This window comes from Lysobacter sp. CFH 32150 (genome assembly GCF_022758295.1).
Taxonomy (GTDB): Bacteria; Pseudomonadota; Gammaproteobacteria; order Xanthomonadales; family Xanthomonadaceae; genus CFH-32150.
The window spans coordinates 215,608-230,901 of the sequence record NZ_JALDWJ010000003.1; the positions used below are offsets into that span (position 1 = coordinate 215,608).

General features: G+C 62.3%; 14 protein-coding genes. 8 read left to right on the forward strand and 6 right to left on the reverse strand.

Annotated elements, in window-relative coordinates; all coding sequences use genetic code 11:
• Nucleotides 1–20: 20 nt before the first annotated feature.
• From rfbF to MO486_RS07280, 8 genes are all read left to right on the forward strand, one after another.
• Nucleotides 21–791, forward strand: a complete 771-nt coding sequence (gene rfbF, locus MO486_RS07245) for a glucose-1-phosphate cytidylyltransferase (RefSeq protein WP_242905629.1) — start codon at nt 21–23, stop codon at nt 789–791.
• Entirely contained in the window at nt 788–1,873 is a 1,086-nt protein-coding gene (gene rfbG, locus MO486_RS07250) for a CDP-glucose 4,6-dehydratase (protein ID WP_242905636.1), read from the forward strand. Before rfbF ends, rfbG begins: the two co-directional genes overlap by 4 nt.
• A complete protein-coding gene (locus MO486_RS07255) occupies nt 1,870–2,433 on the forward strand; it encodes a dTDP-4-dehydrorhamnose 3,5-epimerase family protein (protein WP_242905637.1) in 564 nt (187 codons plus the stop codon). The genes rfbG and MO486_RS07255 overlap by 4 nt, the downstream gene beginning before the upstream one ends.
• Entirely contained in the window at nt 2,430–3,662 is a 1,233-nt protein-coding gene (locus MO486_RS07260; protein WP_242905638.1) for a class I SAM-dependent methyltransferase, read from the forward strand. The genes MO486_RS07255 and MO486_RS07260 overlap by 4 nt, the downstream gene beginning before the upstream one ends.
• Nucleotides 3,659–4,147: an acyltransferase gene (locus MO486_RS07265; RefSeq protein WP_242905639.1), complete on the forward strand. Its 489-nt coding sequence runs from the start codon at nt 3,659–3,661 to the stop codon at nt 4,145–4,147. Before MO486_RS07260 ends, MO486_RS07265 begins: the two co-directional genes overlap by 4 nt.
• Nucleotides 4,144–4,965: an NAD(P)-dependent oxidoreductase gene (locus tag MO486_RS07270; RefSeq protein WP_242905640.1), complete on the forward strand. Its 822-nt coding sequence runs from the start codon at nt 4,144–4,146 to the stop codon at nt 4,963–4,965. Before MO486_RS07265 ends, MO486_RS07270 begins: the two co-directional genes overlap by 4 nt.
• Before the next feature lie 22 nt (nt 4,966–4,987).
• Nucleotides 4,988–5,716: a CmcI family methyltransferase gene (locus tag MO486_RS07275; protein WP_242905641.1), complete on the forward strand. Its 729-nt coding sequence runs from the start codon at nt 4,988–4,990 to the stop codon at nt 5,714–5,716.
• Nucleotides 5,717–5,831: 115 nt separating this feature from the next.
• A complete protein-coding gene (locus MO486_RS07280; RefSeq protein ID WP_242905643.1) occupies nt 5,832–7,337 on the forward strand; it encodes an oligosaccharide flippase family protein in 1,506 nt (501 codons plus the stop codon).
• A gap of 41 nt (nt 7,338–7,378) precedes the next feature.
• Here MO486_RS07280 and MO486_RS07285 read toward each other — a convergent pair whose 3' ends face one another.
• From MO486_RS07285 to MO486_RS07310, 6 genes are all read right to left on the reverse strand, one after another.
• Entirely contained in the window at nt 7,379–8,425 is a 1,047-nt protein-coding gene (locus MO486_RS07285; RefSeq protein WP_242905645.1) for a glycosyltransferase, read from the reverse strand.
• A complete protein-coding gene (locus MO486_RS07290) occupies nt 8,398–9,312 on the reverse strand; it encodes an NAD-dependent epimerase/dehydratase family protein (RefSeq protein WP_242905647.1) in 915 nt (304 codons plus the stop codon). The genes MO486_RS07285 and MO486_RS07290 overlap by 28 nt, the downstream gene beginning before the upstream one ends.
• The gene (locus MO486_RS07295; protein ID WP_242905649.1) at nt 9,309–10,517 is read right to left on the reverse strand and encodes a glycosyltransferase family 4 protein; all 1,209 of its coding nucleotides are present in this window, start codon (nt 10,515–10,517) and stop codon (nt 9,309–9,311) included. The genes MO486_RS07290 and MO486_RS07295 overlap by 4 nt, the downstream gene beginning before the upstream one ends.
• A 59-nt stretch (nt 10,518–10,576) precedes the next feature.
• Complete coding sequence (locus MO486_RS07300; protein WP_242905651.1) at nt 10,577–12,430, reverse strand: hypothetical protein; 1,854 nt, start codon at nt 12,428–12,430, stop codon at nt 10,577–10,579.
• 73 nt (nt 12,431–12,503) lie between these two features.
• The gene (locus tag MO486_RS07305; RefSeq protein ID WP_242905653.1) at nt 12,504–14,513 is read right to left on the reverse strand and encodes a tetratricopeptide repeat protein; all 2,010 of its coding nucleotides are present in this window, start codon (nt 14,511–14,513) and stop codon (nt 12,504–12,506) included.
• A gap of 82 nt (nt 14,514–14,595) precedes the next feature.
• Nucleotides 14,596–15,066 carry a pilin gene (locus MO486_RS07310; protein ID WP_242905655.1) on the reverse strand — a complete coding sequence of 157 codons (471 nt, stop codon included), beginning with the start codon at nt 15,064–15,066 and terminating at the stop codon, nt 14,596–14,598.
• Between the last annotated feature and the right edge of the window lie 228 nt (nt 15,067–15,294).

Here is a 15,294-nt window from a genome sequence, read left to right on the forward strand (position 1 = left end):
TCTGTGTTGGGAGAGGACGCATGAAGGCTGTGATTCTTGCCGGTGGTCTTGGCACCCGGATATCCGAAGAAACACATCTCCGGCCCAAGCCGATGATCGAGGTCGGCGGTCGGCCGATCCTGTGGCATATCCTCAAAACGTATTCCGCACATGGCGTCAACGAGTTCGTGATCTGTTGTGGCTACAAGGGTTACGTCATCAAGGAATATTTTGCCAACTACTTCCTGCACATGTCCGACGTCACCTTCGACATGGCCAGCAATCAGATGCAGGTACATCAGCGTAACGCGGAGCCCTGGAAGGTGACGCTGGTGGATACCGGCGACGATACGATGACCGGCGGCCGCCTCAGGCGCGTTGCGCGCTACATCCAGGACGAGGACGCGTTCTGTTTCACCTACGGCGATGGTGTTGCCGATCTCGATATTTCCCGCCAGATTGCTTTCCATCGGGCCCATGGCAAATGGGCGACGGTGACGGCTGTGCAGCCACCAGGACGCTACGGTGCCCTTCAGATGGATGGACAGAATGTCCTGGGCTTCATGGAAAAGCCGCGTGGTGATGGCGGTCTGATCAACGGTGGTTTCTTTGTCCTTTCCCCACGCTGCCTCGATCTGATCGAAGGCGATGAAACGAGTTGGGAAGTCCAACCGTTGGCGGAGCTTGCCAGGCTGGGCCAGTTGATGGCGTTCGAACACCAGGGGTTCTGGCAGCCGATGGATACGCTGCGGGAGAAGACGCTCCTGGAGGACCTCTGGGCAACCGGCAAGGCGCCATGGAAAGTCTGGTGAAATCCGGCGCCGGCGTCTGGCGCAACCTGCCGGTTTTCGTCACGGGACATACCGGCTTCAAAGGTGGGTGGCTGGCGCTATGGTTGGAGGAGCTCGGAGCCCGGGTCCACGGCTATGCACTTGGCCCGCCGAGTCAGCCGGCCCTGTTCGATGCCGCTGGTATCGCATTGGGACTGGCCTCGGATGTGCGCGCCGATCTGGGAGACCTTCCACGGCTCAAGGCGGCGCTGCACGAAGCGCAGCCGGAGGTGGTCTTCCACCTTGCCGCGCAATCCCTGGTGCGGGAGAGCTATCGCGATCCCCTTGGCACGCTTGCCACGAACATCATGGGAACGGCCAACCTGCTGGAAGCGGCCCGTGGCATTGCTTCGATCCGCGCCATCGTGGTGGTCACCACCGACAAGGTCTACGAGAATCGCGAGTGGCAGCAACCTTATCGAGAAGCGGATGCGCTGGGCGGACATGATCCGTACAGCGCCAGCAAGGCCGCCGCGGAGATCGTGGCCGCGAGCTATCGCGACAGTTTCTTCAACGCCAGAACCGGCCATTCGGCACGCATAGCGACCGCACGGGCAGGCAACGTGATCGGCGGTGGCGACTGGGCCATCGATCGCCTGATTCCGGATTGCCTGCGTTCGTTTGCGCTCGGCCAGCCAGTGCAGCTGCGTTTTCCCGATGCCGTCCGCCCTTGGCAGCACGTGCTGGAACCATTGGCGGGTTACTTGAAGCTGGCGGAGCATTTGCTGGCGCCCGATGGCGCCGACTTCGCCCGCGCCTGGAACTTTGGACCCGATGCCGGCGGCGATGCCACCGTCGGCGAGGTGGCCGAGGAAATTGCGCGACTCTGGGGTGGAAACGCACGCGTGGAGCGCGAGCCTGCCAGCGGGCATCCGCACGAGGCCGGGTTGCTTCGTCTCGACAGCACGCTCGCACGCGACGAGCTCGGGTGGGCGCCACGCTGGTCGCTGCAGCATGCACTTGCACAGACAGTCGCCTGGCAACGTGCCTGGAAGGAGGGCGCGGACATGCACACCTTCGGCCTGGAACAGATCCGCCACTATCTTGCGGATGTCCCGGCATGACGCGTCGTTTCGAAGTGCTTGATGCGCCGCTTGGCGGGCTCAAGATCATCCAACGCATGCCCATCGGCGACAGTCGTGGCTATCTTGAGCGTCTCTATTGTGCGGACGAATTCGAAGGGTGCCTTGTGGGGCGGAGTATCGTGCAGATCAATCGTTCGTTGACATTGCGGATGGGCACGGTGCGCGGCATGCATTACCAGCGTTCGCCGCATGCCGAGACCAAGTTCGTAAGCTGCCTGCGCGGCGAGGCTTTTGATGTCGCCGTCGATTTGAGGCCCGATTCGCCTACGTTCCGCAGCTGGCATGCAGAAATCCTGTCTGCCGATAATCATCGGACCATGATGATTCCGGAAGGTTTCGCCCACGGCTTCCAGGCGCTGAGCGACGACTGCGAGCTGCTGTACTTCCACACGGAGGCCTACCAGCAGGCGTTCGAGGCCGGCCTGCATCCCGAGGATCCTGGTCTTGCCATCCGCTGGCCGGTTCCCATCGCCGAGATGTCGCCGCGCGATTCCGCGCATGCATTCATGACCGAGAATTTTCGCGGGGTGGAGGCATGAAGTGCCGCCACTGTGCTTCCGAACTCACGTTGTCGCTGGTGGATCTGGGTAGCGCTCCTCCGTCCAATGCCTACCTGACCAGACAGGCATTGCAGGCCCCTGAAAAATGGTTTCCCTTGCGCGTACTCGTTTGCGAAAACTGCTGGTTGGCGCAGACACAGGATTTTGCCCAAGCCCACGAACTGTTCGACGCCGAATATGCCTACTTCAGCGGATTCTCCAGCAGCTGGCTCGCGCATGCGGAGCGTTACGTGGACGACATGGTGGCCCGCTTCGGGCTGCACTCGGGTAGCCATGTCGTCGAGGTCGCCGCCAATGACGGCTATCTCCTGCAGTACGTCAAGGCGCATGGGATAGGCTGTACCGGCATCGAACCGACCGCCAGCACCGCTGCGGCTGCGCGCGCCAAGGGCATCGACGTGGTCGAGGATTTCTTCGGCGTACGCTTGGCGAAGTCACTGGGCGATCGCGGGATGCAGGCCGACCTGATGGTGGCCAACAATGTTCTGGCCCATGTACCCGACATCAACGACTTCGTCGCCGGGTTCGCCAGTTTGCTCAAGGCCGATGGCGTCGCAACCTTCGAGTTTCCGCATTTGCTCCAACTGGTGACAGGCGGCCAGTTCGACACCATCTACCATGAACATTATTCCTACTTGTCGCTGACCGCGGTCGTACGGATCTTTGCGGCCAACGGCTTGGCGGTGTTCGATGCGGAGCAACTCCCGACGCATGGTGGCAGCCTGCGCCTGTTCGCGCAGCGCAGCGATACGGGGCGCAATGCGCGCACGACGCGCCTTGAGCGTATCGAACAGGCTGAGTCGAGCGCTGGGGTGGCGACTCCTGGCTACTACGAGGGCTTCCAGTCGCGTGCAGAACAGGCGAAGGACGAATTCCTCATGTTCCTGCTCCAAGCCAAACGCCAAGGGAAGACTGTTGCTGCCTATGGCGCGGCGGCCAAGGGCAATACGCTGATGAATTTTGCCGGTGTCCGGCCGGATCTGCTGGCCTTCGTGGCCGACCGCAACGATGCCAAGCAAGGCAAATACATGCCAGGCAGCCGCATTCCCATCGTCGACGAAAACCACTTGCGGGTGGCCAAGCCGGATTTCGTGGTCATTCTGCCCTGGAATCTCAAGGATGAAATCCAGTCCCAGCTCGACTACGTAGTCGAATGGGGTGGCCGGTTTGTTACCGCGATTCCCAGGCTCGGAGTCTTCCCGCCGTGATCATCGTCCACCCCAGTAGCCGAATTTCGCCATTGGCCGACATCGAGGATTCGGTGCGCGGTACGCGTATTGAAATATCGGAAGATGTCGTCATCGATGCCTTCGTCAAGATCAAACCGGTTGGTGGGGCAGGCGACTGCATCATTGGTGCGGGGTCGACGATCAATTCGGGTTGCGTGCTGTACACGGGCAACGGGATTCGCATCGGCCGTGGCGTTGCCATTGCAGCCAACTGTACGTTTGCCCCGGTCAACCACGAGTACGCGCGCAGGGACACTCCCATTACGAAACAAGGATTCCGCCCGAGCAAAGGCGGAATCGTACTGGGCGACGATGTCTGGGTTGGCGCCAACTGCGTTTTCCTCGACGGGGCGAGGGTCGGCCAAGGCTGCGTCATCGCTGCAGGATCCGTGGTTCGTGGCGAACTGGAGCCCTACGCCATCTATGGCGGCAATCCTTTGCAGAAGCTGGGTGTGCGTGGATGAACTTCACCGTCATCGGGGCCAGCGGGTTCATCGGCAGCGCATTGTGCGACTCCTTGCGCGCATCCGGGCATAGCGTGTCCGCGCCGGACCGGAGTGCCGGCACCATCCTTGATCGCCCGCTGGGGCATGTGGTTTACGCGGCCGGCGTGACCGCCGACTTCCGCACGCGTCCCTTCGATACCTTCAGGGCGAATACGGGCTTGGTCGCCGAGATACTCGAGAAGGACCAGTTCGATTCCTTCTTGTACCTGTCGTCGGCCCGGTTGTACCGGCATGCGGCGCAAAGCGGGGAGGCAACGAGAATCTGCGTGGAGGCCAGTGATCCCGAGGATTTCTATGACCTGACCAAGCTCACCAGCGAAGCGCTTTGCCACGCCAGTGGGCATGCCAGTGCACGCGTCGTCAGGCTTGCGAACGTGGTCGGGCAGGATTTTCGTTCGCAGAATTTCCTATACGACCTGATCCGGAGTGCTTGCGACTCGGGCGTGATCGAGCTTCGCAGCGACTTGGCTTCGGCCAAGGACTACGTGCTGCTGGAAGATGTGGTCCGCATCTTGCCAATGATTGCGCTCAGTGGCCGCGACAGTTGCTACAACTTGGGGTCAGGGCAGAATCTGACGCACGCGCAACTGCTGGAACCGATTCTCGCGACAACAGGCGCCACGCTGAAGGTGGTCGAAGGCGCGCCCTGCGTGATGGCGCCGCAGATGGACATATCGAAGCTGCGCAATGAATTCGGGTTCCGGCCGACGCCGGTCCTGCCGAGCATCGCGGGGCTGATCAACCACTACAGGAAATTCGCACATGCTCAAGATTGATCTGGAAGCCGGCTTGCTTGAGGTGGATACGCGCGATGGCGTCGACCGCCATCCGATCGGTTCGCCGCAGGCCTTCCGACTGCTATCCCAGGCCTGGTTACGATCGGGATGGGACGCGAAGTACGTCTATGGGTTCAGCTGGATGGGACGGCCGATCATCCAGCTCCCCGAGGACATGATGCGGATACAGGAAGTGCTCTATCGGATCCAGCCCGACGTGGTGATTGAAACCGGTATCGCGCACGGCGGCAGCCTTATTTTTTATGCGAGCTTGTTCAAGGCCATGGGCAAGGGCCGGGTCGTTGGCGTCGATATCGAGATACGCCCGCACAACCGGCAGGCGATCGAAGCGCATGAGGTGTCCGACCTGATTGCCATGATCGAAGGATCTTCGATTGATGCGGACGTGGTTTCGCAGGTTCGACGCCAGTTGCGGCCGGCCGACCGTGGGTTGGTGATCCTCGATTCGAACCACACTCGCGCGCATGTCCTGGCCGAACTGCGCGCCTACGCGGAATTCGTCGCAGTCGATTCGTACATCGTGGCATGCGACGGCATCATGCAGGAGGTGGTTGGTGCGCCAAGGACGCATCCAGACTGGATCACGGACAACCCGCAAAGCGCGGTCAAGGATTTCCTTGCAGAACGTGACGATTTCATCCTCGAGGAACCGGTGTTTCCGTTCAATGAAGGGAGTATCACGGAGCGCGTCACCTATTGGCCGAATGCGTTCCTGCGCCGGATAAAGTGAGTCGGGACCTGGGGCCATGCTGTTGCGGATCGACCGGCCATCGGTCCGCAGGCCAGCAGGCGCTTCATCGGTTTGTTGATTTGGATGGCGATCGCCAGAAATCAGGAGCTGTTGCATGCCCCTGAAGCGAAACCTGGTGGCCAATTATCTCGGGGCAGGCTGGAACGGCCTGGTGACGATTGCCTTCGTGCCGTTATACATCCGTTATCTCGGGGTCGAAGCCTATGGGCTGATTGGCGTGCATGCCCTGTTGCAGGCCATGTTGTCGCTTCTTGATGGCGGGATGGCACCGGCGATCAGCCGCGAAATGGCACGGTTCGGCGCTGGCGCAAACCAGGGGATCGCGATTCGTACCCTGCTGCGCAGCGTGGAATCGGTTGCGTTGGCTGTCGCGTTGCTGGTCACGATCGGGGTCTGGGCGCTGTCAGGCTGGTTCGCGACGGGTTGGCTGCAAAACGAAGGACTGTCGACCGATACGGTTGAACGTGCACTTGCCCTGATGGGTGCGGTCGTCGGTCTGCGCTTTGTCGAGAACATCTATCGCAGCAGCCTGGTCGGACTTCAGCGCCAGGTCGTCTTGAACGGGATATCCACTCTCGTAACGACGGTACGCGCCGTCGGGGCCGTGCTGGTGCTGGCGAAGGTCTCGCCGAGCATTGAAGCCTTCTTCGTCTGGCAACTGCTCGTCTCGATCGCAGCCGTGGCACTGTTTGCCGGCGCCTGTTACCGCCAGTTGCCGCCAGCTTCGACCAAGGTCGTGTTTTCGCTCCAGGCACTGCGCAGCATCTGGCGCTACGCGGCAGGGACCATGGTAATCACCGCGCTGAGCTTGTTGTTGACGCAGATGGACAAGATCCTGCTATCACGACTGCTGAGCTTGGAGGCGTTTGGCTACTACGCCTTTGCCGTCGTCGTGGCGCAGCTGCCACTGGCCGTGGTGGGTCCCACCTCCCAGGCGTTCTTCCCACGCTTTGTCGAACAATTCGACCGCGGCACGAAATCCGGGCTGGCGGCGTCTTACCACGATGCCGCGCAGATGGTCAGCGTGGCCTTGTCCGCGATCACGATCATGTTGGTCGTCTTTGGTTTCGAGATTCTCAGGTTGTGGACAATGGATGGCGAGCTGGTGGCGCGCAGTCACAAGCTGGTTGTGCTGCTGTCGATCGGTACCCTGCTCAATGGCCTTGTGACGGTGCCGTACTACCTGCAGCTGGCCGCTGGGTGGACTGGCCTGGTGATCCGCGCCAACGTGCTGGCGATCGCTGCAGTCATCCCTGCGTTGTTATGGGTGGTGCCCAGGCATGGCGCCATTGGCGCTGCGTGGGTGTGGCTCCTGCTCAATGCGGCGTACTTCATCGCGATGATGCCGTTGATGCACCGGCGGCTTCTGCCAACGGAACTGCAGGCGTGGTATCTGCAGGATGTCGGCTTGCCACTGCTTTCTGCTGCCGCGATGGCTGCAACGTTGCATTTCCTGGTGCCGTCGTTCGGTTCCCCCATGCTGCAAATCGTAAAGCTCGGTCTGTGTGCCGGGCTGGTGCTGGTTGCGGCCATGTTGGCCGCTCCCCGTGTCCGGGAAGCGCTGCTGCGGCATCTGGTCGCGGCGTCCCGTTCCTCTTGAGCGTATCGCGCTGCCCTGACGAAGGGCCTGCGTCTGCAGGATCAGCGGATGCGAGGGATGCCGTGACGCAACAGCAATTGGAGCTTGCGCGGAAACGGCACCATGCAACTGAAGTAACTGCGCAAGCTGGTCTTGCGCTGCTGTTGTTGCAGGCGGCGTAGAGCCTGCAGCATGCGGTACTTCCGGAACGGCAGCGAGACCGCCGGCCAATAGATGTTCCGACCCAGGCGCAGGTCGCGCACAAGCAGAGGGATGAGCATGCCTTCCAGGGACAGCGCCAGCAGGTGGACAGCCAGCAGTGGCCACATCGTGATGCCCGGTGTCAGCATGAACAGTGCCGCGGTTTTGTTGCGTTCGCTCAGCTGACGGCGGCGGGCACTGGTCTGCAACCGGCCCTCATGCGGCTTGTTGCCACCAAAAGTCCTGCCTTGCCAGTGCTTGTATCCGCTGCTGTTCAAGGCCTGCACTGGAACACCCTGCAGCCTGGCCTGCCCGCACAGGTAAAGATCTTCACCGATGGACTCGATCCATTCCGGGAACCCGCCCAATTGCTGCCACAGGCTGCGCGGAATCCACAGGCAGGCGCCAATCACCATGGCCACATCGTGTCGTTTTGGATCGAGGTTGGGCACCGGGTTGTAGAACGGATCGAGCAGGCAGCCACGGTCGACCAGCGCACCGCTTTGCCAGTCGTACTGCGGCAGCGTCAGGATGCCAGTCGGTGTCTGTGCGCGGGCAGCTGCCAATAGACTCGCAAGGGCATCGGGATAAAGCGCCGCATCGTTGTTCAACAGCAGCACGAATTCACCGCGCGCCTGGGCGACCATGCGGTTGTTGCCGATGCAGAAGCCCACGTTGGTGTCACTCGCCAGCAGTTCGACCTGTGGATAGCGCTCGCGAAGCCAGGCGACCGATCCGTCGGTGGAAGCGTCGTCGTGGACGATGACTTCGTAGCTGAAATCCCCTTGCTGGGAGAAGACCGACTCCAGGCAATCGACCAGCAGTTGTTCGCCGTTGTAATTGGCAATGCAAATGGAAATCGCAGGCCTCGCCGGCCCGCCTACGGCCGGGTAATGAACCACTGCCATGTCTGGCGGAGTCCTTGCTCGAGGGGTGTCGCTGGCTGCCAGCCGAAAGTGGTGCGCGCAGCGTTGTTGTCCAGGACGATTCGGTGCACGTCGACGCGGCGAGCGGACTGGTAGTCGCGTCGCAGCGTCTGTCCGGTAATGCCGTCGATGGCGTCCAACAGGGTGTTCAGGGAAATGCCTTCGCCATAGGCGACGTTGTATGTGTGCGTACCCTGCGGAAGGTCGCGGGTCAGCGCCAAGCCACACAATGCGACCAGGTCGTCGACGTACAGGTAATCGCGAACCGTGCCGCCGTCGCCCCAGACAGTCAGCGGGTCATCGCGCAGGATGCAGTCGAAGGCAGTCGGGATGATGCCGAATCCAGTGCGTGGCAGTTGCCCAGGGCCATAGACATTGGAGGGACGCAACAAGACCGCCGTGCCATCGTATTGCGTGGCCCATGCCTGCGCGAAGTGTTCGGCTGCGGCCTTGCCGGCGCCGTGGTAGGAGCGAGGGCGTAGTGGGTCGTCTTCTCGTGCGGCGCGATCGCGATCACCGTACAAGGTGCCGCCCGATGACAAGTAGACCAGGCGCCGATCCGGGCAAGATTGAAGCGCTTCGATCAAGGCCAAGGTGGTGCGCAGGTTGCCGTCCAGCTGTGGTTGCGCGGTGCTGCTGCCCGGAGTACTGATGGATGCGGCATGGATTGCTGCCTGGCACCGCGCCAGCAGTGGCGCAAACTGATCGGGTGCGTCGAACGGAGCAACCGCGTTCACGATGCCCGGATGCGCGAAAGCTGCCGGGCTTCTGGTCGCGGCGATGACCGGCACGCCCGCGCGTGCGAGGGCTTCCGAGAGGTGCCGGCCGATGAAGCCGGATGCTCCCAGCACCAGGATTGCATCGTTCACGTTGCAGTCCTGTCGAGCAATTGGCGATACAAGCGGACATAGCGCTCGGCGCAGTCGTCCCAGGTGCCGATCTCTGCGGTGACCCACTTTCGCGCTTCCGCGCCGATTCTCAAATTGGCAGCCGGATCAGCTAACACTGCCAGGGCATCGCTCAGGTCTTCGGGGCTCTCGCACAGCCACCCATTTTCACGATGGCGGATCAAGTCGGCATGCGCCGGTAATCGTGAGGCGATGATCGGGAGTCCGGCGGCCATCGCCTCCAGCATCACCTGCGGGCGTCCTTCGGCGTGCTGGCTGAGCGTGATCAGGCCATGCGCCCGCGGAAACCAGTCGCGGCACAGCGCGTCCGGTGAGGCCGGGCCGTGATAACGAATCCACTCAGGGAGCTCAATTTGTTCCTGCATTGGGCCGAACAGATGCAGCTCACGGCTGCCATCCGCGAAATGCGGCCCGCACCATTCGAACAGCGTACCGAGCTTGCCCTTGGTCAGCCGTGTCACGCACAACCATTTCTGCGCGCCGGTTTCGGGAAGTGCGCGTTGCAACTGGAACCAGCACGGATCGATGCCGAAGGGGACGAACTGGATCGCGGCGACATTGCCGAATGCTTCCTCCAGCGCTGGCAGCATCCACTCGGCATTCGGGCATATCGTGACTTCCCGGCCGCGGAAAACCCGCCTCAGCAACCATCCCATCAACGGCAATTTCAGCAGCTGCATGTCGGTGCCCAGCACGGTCACCAGCAACGGGCGACCATTGGCGGGAAGCGGCAGCGCATTCTGCAGCCAGTTCACATGCAGGATGTCGGTGGTGCTGTTGCGTCGATAAACGCGCCGGAGGAACGCCATCAGCTTGAGTATGGCGCTGAACCCAGCCAGCCCTCCGCGTCGATACAGATGGGCGATGCCGTCGGCCGCCATCAGTTCGGTCAGCCAAGCCTTCTCGTCAGCCTGCAGATCGAAGATCACATCAGGGTGCGCTTCGCCGGGAGGCGCCCATAAATGCAACGCGATGTCATCGCGACGGGCCATGGCATCGGCCTTGTGCCGCATGAACAAACCGCGCCAGTCGTTGAGATCGGCAGGGAACGAAGTGCTGATCATCAAGGTGCGGATGCGCGCGCCGGCGGCCTGACCATTGGTGGCCGTTACAGAAGGAATCGTCCTGGCCTGTTGGCTGGCGGGAATGTCGGCGATCGCGGGCATGCTGACAGCGTCAGTGTCGAGGCGTTCCAGGTCAAGCCCGGTCTCGGGGGCGCACCCACTCAATGGATGCCGGGCATGGCAGCTTTGAGTCTGGCTTCGAGTTCATCGGCGGCGTTTTCGTTCTGTCCCAATCGCCCCAGACGGCGGAGGGATGCGATTTCAGTCCGGGCCTCGCCCCAGCTGCCGGTTGCGATGAGCAACTTGATCAGGTTGATTCGATACTGCGCCACACCAGGATAGTTTGCGCGGACCTCACGCCACAGCTGCGTAGCCAGCTGGCGGTCGTTCAACACGTTGAGTGCGTAGTCACCGTACATCGTGAGCAGATCGGGATTGCGGCGATGGCTGAGCGCCGCATCGTAGCTGGCCAGCATCATCTCCGGTGGAAAGTCGCAATGCCGGTCGCGCGCGCAACTTGTCATCGCCGCGAGTGCATTGATTTCCTGCGGGCCTATGGGTCCGCGTCGCAGTTTGTCCTGCAGCTCCAGCCACCATGCGGGGTCCACCGTTCCTTTGCTCCGCGCCGCCAACATGAGTGAGGCTTGCAATGGAAGAACCCCACTGCCCGGCACGTTCCTCGCTTTTTCAAGAGCCTCATAAGCCGGCTGCAGGAAGGTAGATTCGGGACGATAGTGGGTCAGCATGACCATCACCCGTGCGAGGTCGTAGGTCGCACGAGGGGAATGCGGATGCTTGGCGGCTTCACTGACCGCGAAGCGCACCGGATCGCTCCACTCGCGCGCGCGCAAGTGAGTGACCCCCGCGGATAGCACAACAAAAAACACGGCGAGCAATGCGCCCACACGCTGTGTGCTTTCGCTGCGCGGGGCCAGGATCAACAGGTCTGCCAGGATCAGGCAGATTCCCAACGAGGCAAAGTAGTTGCGGTGTTCGAACACCAGCTCGAACGGAATGAAAGTGCCCGTCAGCAGATGCGCGCCGAGGAACCACAGCAGGCCCAGGCTGACCAGCGGATGTGTGCGACGGCACAACCAGGCAGCCAAGAGCAGGCAAGGCAGCGCGACCAGAGCGAACAGCGTCGCCGATGGGTCGAGGAGTCCGCGCGAGGCGGAATAATCATCGTGGTACAGGCTCAGCTGGCCGAGGTCGGGCAGCAGGATCCAGTGCAGGTAATCCATTACCACGCGCGGCTCGGTGAGCAGGCGCTGCACCAGCGTGAACTCGCGGCCCGCGTAGGCTTCCGGCGTCAGCATCAGCGGCAAGAGCCACATCAAGCCGACGACCATGGGCAAGGCAAGGACGAGCGCATAGGCAGTGAACAGCCGTCGATCGCGACGGCCTGAACTGTTACGGAATCCGAGCAGGCACAGCTCGATGCAGAGGGCATACAGCGGCAGCAATGTCGCCGACTCCTTGGCCAGCACGCCGAACATCGTGCCGGCCAACAACCCGGAACCGATCAGGCCCCATCCGCCGCTACCGCGTAGTTGCCGCTTGCGGCCGAGCAGATACAGCCAGAGACCGGCGAACACGAACGTATGGCTCAGGCTCTCCATGCGCTGCACGACGAACAACACCGCCATCAGGTTGATGGGGTGCAGCGCCCAAGCTGTGGCTGCGAAGCGCGCTGCCCATTCGCGGCGGGGATCGCTGCGCTCGACGGATGAAACGGTGAGCAAGCTGCGGACCAGCCCCAACACGAGAACCGTATTGAGCCCGTGGATGGCGAGGTTGGTGAGCTTCATCGGCCACGGATCGAGGCCGGTGAAGTAGTGGTTGAGCGCGAAGGACAGCATGGCCAGCGGCCTCTGGATGGCGCTGGCGGGCGAGGACAGCGCCGCGGCGATCCATTCATGCCAACTTGCGCCGCTGACACGAAGCCGGACGTTGTCGACGATGTTCGGATAGTCATCGAAGACGTACCCGCCATTCAGGCCGGGCCAATAGACCATTGCGACTGCGGCTAGCAAGACCGCTGGTACCAGCCATGCGGAATGGAGAAGCCGCTGCCCTGCCATTGGGAGCTCAGTCCTGGGCGGTCGCATCGTTCACTTTGTCCGTACGCGAATCGACCGCCATTTCCGCGCGCAGCTTCTTGCGCAGTAAAGCCAATTCGCGGGGCCAGTAGCCCTGCCGATCGAGCACCCATTCGTGCAGTCTTGGCATGTTCCAGCCAGTCGCGTGTGGGGCGTGGGGCATGAGGCGTTCGTAAGTGTCGAGATGGGCCAACGCCAACGCATAGTGTCCGTGCGTCGCCAGAATCGCAGCTTGTTGCGCGGCAGCTCCCGGCGTGGTGTATGCGGCCAGTGCACGGTCGAACTCGGACAAGGCGTCGCCTGGCTGGCCGCGTTGGAGCGCCAGGCGTCCGGCGACGCCGTGCAGTTCCTGCTGGCGGCCGGGCTGTCCGCTCAAACGCGGATTGTTCTGGGCAGCTCGCAGCCATTGCTCGACCGTGGCGAAATCCAATCCAGGACAACTTCGGTCTGAAGCGACACCGAGGGCACGGTCCAACCAGCGGTACACGAGTTGCTCCCCTTCACTGGAAGACTGCTGCAGCGCTTGTGCGACCGCGGCGCTTTCCAGCGGGCTCAAGCCACGCAATGCGCAGGCTGTATTGGCATAGTTGAGCGCCAGCTGCAGGTCGTGCGGTCGTTGCCGCCACAACGGGGCAAGCCGGCTCATGGCGAGATCTGGCCTGCCGCCTCGGGTTTCCCATGCCGCAGCCGTGGCTTGCGCGCGCGAGGACTCGGGATGGTCGTAGGCCCAGAGCGCCGCCTGTTGATCGGGTTTGCCCCACAACTGCGCGCGCTGGTGAGTGGTCGTCGCCAGCAGCGCAAGCAGGGCGATGGCAATTGTGGTGCGCGCGACGACTGGTGCGCGCCAGGCGCAGAGTGCACGCGCCAACGGCCAGAACAACAGCAGCGCGGGCAGGTAGTTGCGGTGCTCGTAGTACAACTCGAGAGGGATCGCGCTGGATTCGAGCAGGTGCCCGGCGAAATAGAAAAGCAGGGCCACCGATAGCGCCGGCATCCGCTGGCGCAGGGCAAAGCCCACGCCAATCAATGCACCGATCAGCACCAGGCACGCGAGCGTGCTGGGCGGGGCAAGCAGCCCGATCGAGGCGATGTAATCTTCGTTGTAGAGCCCGGTCGACAAGGCTCGCGGCACGACCAGCAACTGCAGGTATTCGGTGAGAACGCGGGGTTCGGTCAGCAGGCGCTGGCCGATGGTCCAGGTGCGCTGTTCCATCACGGCACCAGGATCCGTGAGGTGGCTCGCCACATAACCGGCGATCAGCACGCTGGGCAGCACAAGCAGACCGAGTCGCAACCAGTGCAGGCTGCGCTTGGGCATGGAATCGACGTCCTGCCGCGCGACGTTATGCCGCAATACGGTGGTTTCCAGCGTCCACGCCAGGAGTGGCAGCAAGACGCCATTGGCCTTGCTCAGTAGCGCCAGCACCGTGCCGATGCTGATGCTTGCGAGCATCCACGCCAAGCCCGCACGTTGGCGTCCGCGATCGTATGCGTCACGCCCATGGACATACCCAAGCAGCCCGAGCAGGGTGAACGTGGCCGGCAGCATCGCCTCGCGCTGGATCACATACAGCGTGGTGGACACAAACAACGGATGCAGCAACCACAGCCCGCTGCCGAGCAAGGCTGCGGCATCGTTACGCTTTGCATCACTGTCGAGGCGCCTGCCGAGTAGCCGCAGCAAGGCAAACAGCAGCGCGCCATTGAGCAGGTGCAGGCACAGGTTGGTGCGCAGGAAAGGTGCGGGGCCAGCCGGCCAGGTGCGTGCGTCGAGCAGGAAGCTCAGCAGTGCCAGCGGACGCCCGGTCGGATCGGCACTGCCAGAAGTCAGGTAGCGCCAGAACGTGGCCCAGTCGTCGACGGGTCCGGTCGCGCCGATGGCGGGCAGGTTGACGAAATCGTCGAACAGGAAATCACCGGCCAACCCGGGCAGATAGGCTAGCCACGTGGCGAGCAGGAGCGCGATGAGCCCAAGCCAGGGCCAATGACGACGGATCATGCGGCTATGAGAGCGATGTGGGCCGGAAAAGGAAAGGGCCGCGCTGGGCGGCCCTCTCGATGCGACAAACGACCGAATCCGATCAGGTCGGGTTGTAGGTCGGAGCGCGGTTCACGCAGGAGCTGCCCAGCCACTTCTGCTGGATGTTGGCGCTGAGGCAGTTCCACTCGATGGTGCCAGCGTGGGTAACGGCCGAGAAGATCAGGATCTTGGTGTCGATCTTGGTGTTGGCCTCGCGCGGCGCGGTGGCCGAGAAGGTCATCTGGATCGTACCGAGGTTGGTGTTGACCGCACCCTGGCTGACGTAGTTACCGACGATCGACACCGGAATCGCCAAGCCTGCAGAGGTGTTGACCGGCGGCCAGCGACCCTTGTTCTGGTAGAACTCGGCCAGCGCGGTCTTCATGCCGTCGGCGAGTGCGGAACCTTCCGACACCTGCGAGCGGATCACGTAGTCCTGATACTGGCTGATGGCGATGGCGGCCAAGATCGCGATGATGGCGACCACGATCATCAGTTCGATCAGGGTAAAGCCTTGCATGTTCTTCTTCATGGTGTTTCCCCTAGGAGTGTTGGTACTTCACGTGTCCCGCGCGGCCAGCGTTCCGGTCCGTTGGGCAGCCGTGCCGCGTGGCACGTGCATGCAATGTATACGCAGGTTGCATGCCAAGCAGGACAGCGATGCAGTGCAGGTATCGAGTGTGAACCTGTCCACGGTATTGCACCAGCCCGCACCCAGATTGACGTCATATAGCGTCGCAATCTGACCAATGGCGTCACA